Origin of the sequence: Actinophytocola sp., from assembly GCF_035712165.1 — a bacterium.
Lineage (GTDB): Bacteria > Actinomycetota > Actinomycetes > Mycobacteriales > Pseudonocardiaceae > DASYTH01.
In genome coordinates, this window is the sequence record NZ_DASTBH010000254.1 from 1 (window position 1) to 9,742 (window position 9,742).

Genomic DNA, 9,742 nt, shown 5'->3' on the forward strand with positions numbered 1-9,742 from the left:
GCCCCCGGCGAGCGCGTTCCGCGAGCACACCTCTCCCCAAGACCGCGGCCTAGTGCGCGGCATCGTTCCAGGAGCGGCCGAAGCCGACGGAGACGTCCAACGGGACCTGGAGGTCGTAGGCGCCGCCCATTTCCTTGCGCACCAATGCTTCGGCGGTGGCATGCTCGCCCTCGGCGACTTCGAGCACGAGCTCGTCGTGGACCTGGAGCAGCATCCGGCTGCGCAGGTTGGCCGCCCGCAGGCCGCGGTGCACGCCCAGCATGGCCACCTTGATGATGTCGGCGGCACTGCCCTGGATCGGCGCGTTGAGGGCCATGCGTTCGGCCATCTCCCGGCGCTGCCGGTTGTCGCTGGTCAGGTCCGGCAGGTAGCGGCGCCGGCCGAAGATCGTCGACGTGTAACCGTCCTTGCGGGCCTGGTCCACCACCGAGTGCAGGTAGTCCCGCACCCCGCCGAACTCGGCGAAGTACTCGTCCATGAGCGCGCGGGCCTCGTCGGTGGAGATGCGTAGCTGCTGGGACAGTCCGAACGCGGACAGGCCGTAGGCCAGCCCGTAGTTCATCGCCTTGATCTTCGCCCGCTGCGCGCCGGTCACGTCACCGGGCTCGACCGAGAACACCCGGGCCGCGGTGGCCGCGTGAAAGTCGTGCCCGGACTGGAACGCCTCGATCAGCGCGGTGTCCCCGGACAGGTGCGCCATGATCCGCATCTCGATCTGGCTGTAGTCCGCGGTCATCAGCTCCGCGTAGCCGGAGCCCACGATGAACGTGTCCCGGATCGTGCGCCCCTCGTCGGTGCGGATCGGCACGTTCTGCAGGTTCGGCTCGGTGGACGAGAGCCGCCCGGTGGCCGCGATCGTCTGGCTGTAGGTGGTGTGGATCCGCCCGTCGTCGGTCACCGACTTGATCAGGCCCTCGACCGTGATCTTCAGCCGGCTCGCGTCCCGGTGCTCGAGCAGGTGGGCCAGGAACGGGTGCTCGGTCGCGGCGTAGAGGTTGGTCAGCGCGTCGGCGTCGGTGGTGTAACCGGTCTTGGTGCGCTTGGTCTTCGGCATGTTCAGCTCGTCGAACAGCACCGTCTGCAGCTGCTTGGGCGAGCCGAGGTTGATCTCCTTGCCGATGACCGCGAACGCCTCCTGCTCGGCCTGCTTGACCCGTGCCCCGAAGTGCGCGTCCAGCGACGCGAGCAGCTCGACGTCCACCGCGATCCCGGCCGCCTCCAGCTCGGCCAGCACCTCCAGCAGCGGCAGCTCCATCTCGACCAGCAGTCGCGCTCCGCCGATCTTGTCCAGCTCGGCGTCCAGCGCGTCGGCCAGCTCCGCGATCGCCCGGGCCTTCAGGATCTCCCCCGCCGCCAGGTTGGCCTCGTCGCCCTCCGCCCCGTCCAGCAGGGACAGCTGCCGCTCCTCGGGCTGCTCCTCGACCCGCAGCTCCCGCTTGAGGTACCGCAGCACCAGATCGTCCAGGCTGAACGAGCGCTGGCCCGGCCGCACCAGGTAGGCAGCGAGCTGGGTGTCGGTGGCCAGCCCGCGCAGGGTCCAGCCCCGGTGCCGCACCGCGTGCAGCGACCGCTTCACGTCGTAGGCGACCTTGGGCGCGTCCGCGTCGGCGAGCCAGGCGACCAGTGCCCGCTCGTCCTCCTCGGTGAGCGTGCCGACGTCGATGAACACACCCTCCTGGCCGGACCCGGCGAGCGCCACGGTGCGCAGCTCGACCGCCTCACCGGACGCCCCGGTCGGCGTGTACCGGAAGCAGATCCCCACCCGGGTTTCCTTGCCGGCGCAGCGTTGCAGCCAGGCGGCCAGCTCGCCCGGCACCAGCGCGCCGCCCTTGACCTCGAACCCGGACTCCGCCTCCGGCTCGACGGAGGTGTGCTCGGTGAACAGCCGGTCACGCAGCACCCGGAACTCCAGCTCGTCGAACAGCCGGTGCACCGCGTCCCGGTCCCACGGCCGCAGCGCCAGATCGCCCGGCCCGACCTCCAGCGCCACGTCCCGGACCAGCTCGGTGAGCTGCCGGTTGAGCAGCACGTTGGCCAGGTTGGCCCGCAGCGCGTCGCCGGCCTTGCCCTTCACCTCGTCGGCCCGGTCGACCAGCTCGCCGAGCGAGCCGAACTCGTTGATCCACTTGGTGATCGTCTTCTCGCCGACCCCGGGGATCTTGGGCAGGTTGTCCGACGGGTCGCCGCGCAGCGCCGCGAAGTCAGGGTACTGGGCCGGCGTGACGCCGTACTTCTCCAGCACGGTCGGCGGGTCCAGCCGCCACATCTCGGACACGCCCCGGCTCGGGTACAGCAGCGTGACCGACTCGTTGACCAGTTGGATGACGTCCCGGTCGCCACTACAGATGATCACTTCGAAGCCGGCGTCGACCGCCTGGGTGGCGAGCGTGGCGATCAGGTCGTCAGCCTCGTAGCGGTCTACGGCCAGGAACGGCACGCACAGCGCCCGCAGCACCTCCTCGATCAGGCTGACCTGACCCTTGAACTCGTCCGGGGTACTGCTGCGGGTGGCCTTGTAGTCGGCGAAGGCCTCGCTGCGGAACGTCTTGCGGGACACGTCGAACGCGACCGCCATGTGCGTGGGCTTCTCGTCGCGGATCAGGTTGATCAGCATCGAGGTGAACCCGTAGACCGCGTTGGTGTGCTGACCCGTCTGGGTGGAGAAGTTCTCCTTGGGCAGTGCGTAGAACGCCCGGTAGGCCATGGAGTGGCCGTCGATGAGCAGCAGGCGGGGGCGCGTGTCGGTCACGCGCCGAGTCTAGGGTGAAGCTCCGACAGTACTGAGGAGGCGTCTTGACCGCGGTTTTTCCCGGGATCCCACCCGAGTTCGTCGACCAGCTGCTGCCGACGAAGCTGGGCATCGAGATCACGCAGTGGTCTGCCGACCGGGTGGTGGCCACGATGCCGGTCAAGGGCAACCTGCAGCCCTACGGCCTGTTGCACGGCGGCGCCAACGCCGTGCTCGCCGAGACGATCGGGTCGGCGTGCGCCGCGCTCAACGCCGGACTGGACCGCGCGACGATGGGCCTGGAACTGTCCTGCACGCACCACCGGGGCGTGCGCGAGGGCATCGTCACCGGGGTCGCCACGCCGCTGCACGTCGGACGCGGCACGGTCACCGTGGACATCGTGATCACCGACGAGCAGGGCAGGCGATCGTGCACCGCGCGACTGACCTGCGTGGTGCGCGACCGCCCGCCCGGCTCGTGAATCAGGTCTGCCCGAGGTAGGCCGCCTGGACGCGCTCGTCGGCAAGCAGTTCGTGCCCGGGCCCGTCCAGCGTGGTCGACCCCAGGTCGACCACGTAGCCGTGGTCCGACAACGCCAGGGCGGCCAGCGCGTTCTGCTCGACCAGCAGGATCGTGGTGCCCTGCGACTGCAGCTCCCGGATCGTGTCGAAGATCAGCTGCGTCATGATCGGCGACAGCCCCATCGACGGCTCGTCCAGCATCAGCAGCTTCGGCCGGGACATCATGGCCCGCCCGATCGCCAGCATCTGCTGCTCGCCGCCGGAGAACAGCCCGGCCTTCTGGTGCCGCCGCTCGCCCAGCACCGGGAACAGCTCGCACACCCGCCGGACGTCCGCGCTGATCCCCGCGCTGTCGGTCCTGGTGTAGGCGCCGAGCAGCAGGTTCTCCTCCACGGTCATCCGGGCGAACACCCGCCGGCCCTCCGGGCTGTGCGCGATACCCCGGTTGAGGATCTCGTGCGCCGGCATCTTGGCGATCGACTTGCCCTGGAACCGGATGTCCCCGGCGCGCGGCCGGAGCAGACCGGAAATGGTGCGCAGCGTGGTCGTCTTGCCGGCCCCGTTCGCCCCGATCAGGCAGACGATCTGGCCCTCGGCCACGGTGAACGAGACGCTGCGAACCGCCTCGATGGCACCGTAGGCGACGCTGAGATCCGTCACCTCCAACAAGTTCATGAGTCCTCCTGGGCGGCGTGCCGGCCGGTGCGTTGGTTGCCGTCGGGTTCGGAGGCCAGTTCGCGGACCTCCGCCTCGACCTCCTCGGGCGGCTTGCCCAGGTAGGCCTCGATCACCCTCGGGTCCGCCCGAACCACCTCCGGCGTCCCCTCCACCAGCAACATGCCCTGCACCAGCACGGAGACGTGGTCGCACAGGCTGAAGATGAACTTCGTGTCGTGCTCGATCACCACGACCGAGATTCCGGTGTCGCGGATCTGGAAGATCAGCTGCCGGGTGTCGTCGGTCTCCTGCGGGTTCATGCCGGCGGTCGGCTCGTCGAGCAGCAGCACCTTCGGCTCGGTTGCCAGCGCCCGGGCGATCTCCAGCCGGCGCTGGTCGCCGTAGGGCAGGAACCTGGCCGTCTCGTCCTCGACCTTGCCCAGGCCGACGAAGGAGAGCAGCTCGCGGGCGTGCCGGCGGGCCTCCTCCTCGCCGCGCCGGAAGGACGGACCGTGCCCCAACGAGGCCAGCGGCCCCTGCTTGGTGCGCACGTGCCGGCCGACCAGGACGTTCTCCAGCACCGTCATGTTCGGGAACAGCCGGATGTTCTGGAACGTCCGGGCCACCCCGGCCGCGGTCACCTGGGCCGGGTCGCCCGGCAGCCGGTTGCCGGACAGCAGCACCTGACCCCTGGTCGGGGTGTAGAGCCCGGTCAGGCAGTTGAAGAAGGTCGTCTTGCCGGCGCCGTTCGGGCCGATCAGACCGACGATCTGACCCTCCTCCAGCCGCAGGGACACGTCGCTGAGCGCGGTCAGACCACCGAACATCATGGTCACGCCACGCGCCTCGAGCACCGTCCGCGCGGCCACGGGGGGCGTCGCTGTCTCCACCATCGTCACGCCCGCCCTTCCGCGGTTCCGGCCGGTCTGGGCCCGGCCTCCGCTTCGGCCAGTTCGTGCTCATGCTCGACGACGGCCTGTTCCTGGACTACCTCGATCGACTCGCCGGTCGCGGTCTCCCCCGCGAACTCGGCCCGCCGGACCCGGTCGGGCACCAGACCCTGCGGCCGGAACCGCATGATCAGCACGAGCGCCAGGCCGAACATCATCAGCCGGTAGTCGTTGAACTCCCGCAACTTCTCCGGCAGCACGAACAGCAGCGACGCGCCCAGCACGGCACCGGGAATGGTGCCCATGCCGCCGAGCACCACCGCGGCGAGCAGCGTGACCGACTCCAGGAACTGGAAGCTGTCGTAGGCCACCGTGCTGGTCTTGTGCGCGAACACCGCGCCGGCCAGTCCGGCCAGCATCGCGCCGACCAGGAAGGCGAGGATCTTGGCCTTGCCGGTCTTGATCCCCATCGCCCGCGCGGCGTCCTCGTCCTCGCGGATGGCCATCCAGGCCCGGCCGATCCGGCTGTCCTTCAGGTTGGCGAAGACCAGCATCACGACCGAGATCAGCATGACGATGAGGAAGTAGTAGAGCACCCCGGACGGCAGCTTCGCGCCGCCGACCTCGATCGACTCGTTGAACGGCTGGCCGAACAGCGAGACCGGCGGGATGTTGGGCACCGCGTTGGCGCCGCCGGTCAGCCCGCCGATGTTCTCCTGCGCGGACTTGCGGAAGATCTCACCGAAGGCGAGCGTCACGATGGCCAGGTAGTCGCCGCGCACCCGCAGCGTCGGTGAGCCGACGATGGCGCCGAAGATGCCGGCCACCACCGCGCAGATGATCAGCACGATGACGAACGGAACCTCGCCGATCGGGCCGGCGAGCTTGGCCGAGGCCGCCCCGGACAGCTGGGCGGCGACGAACGCGCCGATGCCGAGGAAGGCCACGTAACCGAGGTCGAGCAGGCCGGCGAGGCCGACCACGATGTTGAGTCCGATCGCGGTCGCGGCGTAGACGCCGATGTTGACCGCCACGGTCATCCAGTAGTCGGTGCCGGCCTCGGTGAACGGCAGCCCCAACGCGCACAGCAGCAGGACGACGATGCTGAACGCGCGGTGCTCCTCGGACATCGCGGAGATCCAGCGCAGCAGGCCGATGCCCTGCAGCGCGCTGAGCAGACCGACCAGGAAGCCGAGGTAGGCCAGGAACTCCGCGCCGGCGTAGGGGCTCGCCGGACCGCCGAGCCCACCGGTGGTGAGCGTTTCCGAGACCAGCCACAGCAGACCGGCGAAGGACACCAGCAGCACCAGGTAGGCGACCACCCGGGGAACCTTGGTGGACCACTGCGGGATCGGCTCGACCCCGCCGGCCGACCCGGCGACCACCAGCAGCACGCCGGCCAGGAGCCCGGCGAAACCGCCGAAGGCGACCGTGCCCTCCGCGGCCGTGATCGCACCGACGCCGCCGCCCTTGATCGCGATGAACAGCAGGTTGACCATCGACATGATGCCGACGCCCCAGCCGATGCCGCGGATCGCGCGGTACCTGCCGGCGATCGGCGCGAAGGCCAGGACCAGGGCCGCGATCCCGAACAGGGCCAACTGCGCCCGGTAACCCCCGAGCGAGTAGGGCTCGTCGAAGAACTGCAGCGTCGACTTGGCGGGGTACGGCCCGTCGTTGAGGACGAAGGTCGCCCACGGCAGCAGCGCCGCCACGATGGTGACCACTCCACCGGCGATCGCCGCCGGGCGGCCGAGGGACGTGCGCCCGGTCGCGCCCCGGCCGGCCAGACTGACCAGTACCAGGAACGCCACGAACGACAGGACGAAGACGGCGAACTCGAGGTGGGTCATGCGCGGACCCTTTCGGTCTCGCCGAAGAAGCCTTGCGGCCGGAACACCAGCACCACGATCAGCAGGATGAAGATCCACACTAGGTCATAGCCGGTGCCGCCGGGGAGGTACTGCCCGGCGAGGGTCTTGATCAGGCCGATGGCGAAGCCACCCACCACGGCGCCCTTGATGCTGCCGATGCCGCCGAGCACCGCCGCGGTGAACGCGAAGATGCCGTTCAGGAAGCCCATGTCGATGTTGACGTTGGTGTACTTCACGCCGAACAGCACACCGGCGATGCCGGCCAGCGCGCCGCCGATCGCGAAGGTGATGACGATGGTGCGGTCCGGGTTGACGCCCATCAGCCGGGCGGTGTCCGGATCGGCCGAGGTGGCACGCATGGCGCGGCCCATCCGCGACCGGGCGACGTAGGCCTGGAGCACGGCGGCCAGACCGAGCGACACGACGATGATCAGGATGCCGGACCAGGGAATGGTGAACCCCTGGCCGATCGGCACGTGCAGGCCGCCCTTCACGAACGCCTCGGGGAAGGGAACCGCCGAGGTGGCGCAGGCGACCTTTTCCCCCGTCGGCGACGGGCAGACGTAGAACACCCGGACGAACTCCTGGAGGAACACCGAGACGCCCAGCGCCGTGATCAGCGGCGCGAGCCGTGGCGCGTTGCGCAGCGGCCGGTAGGCCAGGCGCTCCATCAGCACGGCGACCACGACCGACACCAGGATGGCGATCACCAGCAGAATCGGCAGCGTGATGTACCAGTCGTCCTTGGCACCGGACGGCAACCACCACATGAACGCGAGCAGCGCCCCGTAGGCGCCGACCATGAACACCTCGCCGTGGGCGAAGTTGATCAGCTGGATGATCCCGTAGACCATGGTGTACCCGATCGCGATCAACGCGATCGTGCCCCCTAACACCAGGCCGTTGGCCAGCTGCTCAAGCAGCGTCGACACATGTACCTCCATGAGAGACGGGGGCAAGCACGGTGCCTGCCCCCGCCGCTCGGCTCAATCGATTGGGAACGGAGTCTGTCAGCCCTCGTACTTGCCGGTCTCGACGGGCTTCCAGTCCTTCCCGGCCACCTGGTAGACGGTCAGCAGCTTGTTCGTGCTGTCGCCGTACTCGTCGAACGCCACCTCACCGGTGGCACCGGTCGCCTTGTACTCGCCGATCTTCTTCAGCAGGTCGGCGCGCTTGTCGTCGCTCCAGGTGCCGCTGTCGCCCAGGGTGGACGCCAGCGAACCGATCAGCGCGTTGGCCGCGTCGTAGGAGAACGCACCGTAGGCGCTGTACGCCTCCGGGTAGCCACCGGCCTTGTACGCGTCGATGAACGCCTTGGCGCTGGCCAGCGACTCGGTCGGCGCACCAACGGAGGTGGCCAGGTCGCCGTCGACACCACCCAGCTCGATGAACTTGCCGTCGAAGATGCCGTCGCCACCCATCAGCGGGATGTTCAGGCCGGCGGCCTTCATCTGCTTGGACAGCGGGCCAGCGATCGGGTACTCGCCGCCGTAGTACACGGCGTCCGGGTTCGCGGTGCGGATCTTGGCGATCACGCTGCCGAAGTCGGTGTCCTTCTCGCCGACCTTCTCGTTCGCGACGATCTTCGCGCCGAGCTTGGTGGCCTGCTTGCTGAACTCGTCCACCAGGCCGACGCCGTAGGTCTTGCCGTCGCTGATGGTCGCGATCGACTTCTTACCGGCCTTGCTGACCATGTAGGTGGCACCGAACGGGCCCTGCAGGGCGTCGGTGGTGCACACCCGGAAGTAGGTCTCGAACGGCCGCTTCTTGCTGTTCACGTAGTCCGTGCCCTGCGTCAGCGACGGGTTGGTGTTCGCGGGCGAGATCTGCGCGATCTTCTTCTGCGCGAGCACCGGCTGCACACTCTGAGCAACCGAGGAGTTCAGCGTGCCGATCACGCCAACCACGTTCGGGTTGGACGACAGCTTGGTGGCGGCCTGGGCGCCCACCTGCGCGGTGGCCTGGTCGTCCTCGGTCTGCAGAGCCAGCTTGTAGCCCTTGACCGTGCACTTCTCGTTGGCCTGCTTGACCGCGAGGTCAGCGGAGTTCTTGATACCGAGGCCCAACGCCGACAGGTTGCCCGACTGCGGGGCGACGACGCCGACGATCAGTGTCCCCTTGCTGGTGTCACAAGCGGCCTGACCACCTCCGCCCTGCGGCGTTTCTTCCTTGTTCGTGCCACAGGCTGCGAGCACCAATGCGCCAGCAGCGACCAGCACTGCGGCCTTCGCCGTCTGGTTTCGCACTTCACGTCCCTTCGTTGCGTAACCGCGGTAGTCCGAACCTTGCGGGTAAGCATGCCGGACACCGCCCACGTCCCTGTCAGAGGGCTGGGCCGGAAAGTAGTAACTGATGCGGTGGGTAGTCACGCCCACTCCGCCCTCGTGACCAGACTGCAACGAAAACGCCTCATAGCTGTCCGCTCCTCGGACAGATGCGTCGGTGGTGTAACGAACCGTCGCCTAGGATTTGGAGGATGCCGAGCCGTAACCGCCTACTGGCGTGGTTGGGCGGCGTGGCCCTGGTGGTCGGGGCGGTGGTGGCCCTGCGGGCGACCGATGATCCGGTGGCTCCGCCGGACGAGCCCGTGCAGGTTCCACTGCCGGTGCGGGTCAACCGGTACGCGGCGCAGAACGTGGTGTTGCCGCACCCCGGGCAGCCGCCCCCGCAGCCCACCGGCCTGCAGGCCTCGCCGGGGTCCGGCCAACTGCGACTGTCCTGGTCGGACGGTGACGATCGGACGGGGGGCGACCGGACGGCCGGCTACGACGTGAGCTGGCGGCGGCCGGGCCAGCCGCCCGGCGTCCGGCGGGTGATCGCACCGGAGGTCCAGCTCGACGGACTCACCGACGGGACCTCCTACCAGGTCGAGGTGCGTGGCGTCGACGAGTTCGGACAGCGTTCGGCGCCCGCCGCGGTGACCGCGACCCCCGGTCCGGCACCGGAGCCGTGGCGCGCCGGCCTGACCGGGTTCTACGACGACTTCGCCGACCCGCGCACCGTTCGCGCCGACGAGGTCGGCTCCCACTGGCACCTGTCCGGCTACCGGGGCTGCGTCGACCTCGCCGAAC

At 69.1% G+C, this 9,742-nt stretch carries 8 protein-coding genes; 2 read left to right on the forward strand and 6 right to left on the reverse strand.

Annotation, left to right across the window (positions count from 1 at the left end):
* Positions 1-49 precede the first annotated feature (49 nt).
* On the reverse strand, positions 50-2,704 hold the full coding sequence (polA, locus tag VFO68_RS14390; protein WP_414635504.1) for a DNA polymerase I: 2,655 nt from the start codon (positions 2,702-2,704) through the stop codon (positions 50-52).
* A gap of 89 nt (positions 2,705-2,793) precedes the next feature.
* Between polA and VFO68_RS14395 the strand changes: the two genes are divergently transcribed.
* Entirely contained in the window at positions 2,794-3,210 is a 417-nt protein-coding gene (locus VFO68_RS14395) for a hotdog fold thioesterase (RefSeq protein ID WP_325158771.1), read from the forward strand.
* Between the two features lies 1 nt (position 3,211).
* Here the strand turns inward: VFO68_RS14395 and VFO68_RS14400 are convergent, their stop codons facing one another.
* The 5 genes from VFO68_RS14400 to VFO68_RS14420 form a co-directional block, all read right to left on the reverse strand.
* Positions 3,212-3,925, reverse strand: a complete 714-nt coding sequence (locus tag VFO68_RS14400) for an ABC transporter ATP-binding protein (protein ID WP_325158772.1) — start codon at positions 3,923-3,925, stop codon at positions 3,212-3,214.
* Entirely contained in the window at positions 3,922-4,737 is an 816-nt protein-coding gene (locus tag VFO68_RS14405) for an ABC transporter ATP-binding protein (protein ID WP_325158777.1), read from the reverse strand. The genes VFO68_RS14400 and VFO68_RS14405 overlap by 4 nt, the downstream gene beginning before the upstream one ends.
* Positions 4,738-4,802: 65 nt before the next feature.
* Positions 4,803-6,650: a branched-chain amino acid ABC transporter permease gene (locus tag VFO68_RS14410; RefSeq protein ID WP_325158773.1), complete on the reverse strand. Its 1,848-nt coding sequence runs from the start codon at positions 6,648-6,650 to the stop codon at positions 4,803-4,805.
* Complete coding sequence (locus tag VFO68_RS14415) at positions 6,647-7,603, reverse strand: branched-chain amino acid ABC transporter permease (protein WP_325158774.1); 957 nt, start codon at positions 7,601-7,603, stop codon at positions 6,647-6,649. The genes VFO68_RS14410 and VFO68_RS14415 overlap by 4 nt, the downstream gene beginning before the upstream one ends.
* 78 nt (positions 7,604-7,681) lie before the next feature.
* A complete protein-coding gene (locus tag VFO68_RS14420; RefSeq protein WP_325158775.1) occupies positions 7,682-8,866 on the reverse strand; it encodes a branched-chain amino acid ABC transporter substrate-binding protein in 1,185 nt (394 codons plus the stop codon).
* 281 nt (positions 8,867-9,147) lie between these two features.
* Between VFO68_RS14420 and VFO68_RS14425 the strand changes: the two genes are divergently transcribed.
* Positions 9,148-9,742, forward strand: a 595-nt coding sequence (locus VFO68_RS14425; RefSeq protein WP_325158776.1) for a fibronectin type III domain-containing protein, incomplete at its 3' end; no start/stop codon positions are given.

Excerpts from the sequence above, each read along its gene's own strand:
- VFO68_RS14405 (WP_325158777.1), bottom strand. The coding sequence starts at position 4,737 with ATGATGTTCGGTGGTCTGACCGCGCTCAGCGACGTGTCCCTGCGGCTG.
- VFO68_RS14410 (WP_325158773.1), bottom strand. The coding sequence starts at position 6,650 with ATGACCCACCTCGAGTTCGCCGTCTTCGTCCTGTCGTTCGTGGCGTTC.
- VFO68_RS14400 (WP_325158772.1), bottom strand. The coding sequence starts at position 3,925 with ATGAACTTGTTGGAGGTGACGGATCTCAGCGTCGCCTACGGTGCCATC.
- polA (WP_414635504.1), bottom strand. The coding sequence starts at position 2,704 with ATGGCCTACCGGGCGTTCTACGCACTGCCCAAGGAGAACTTCTCCACC.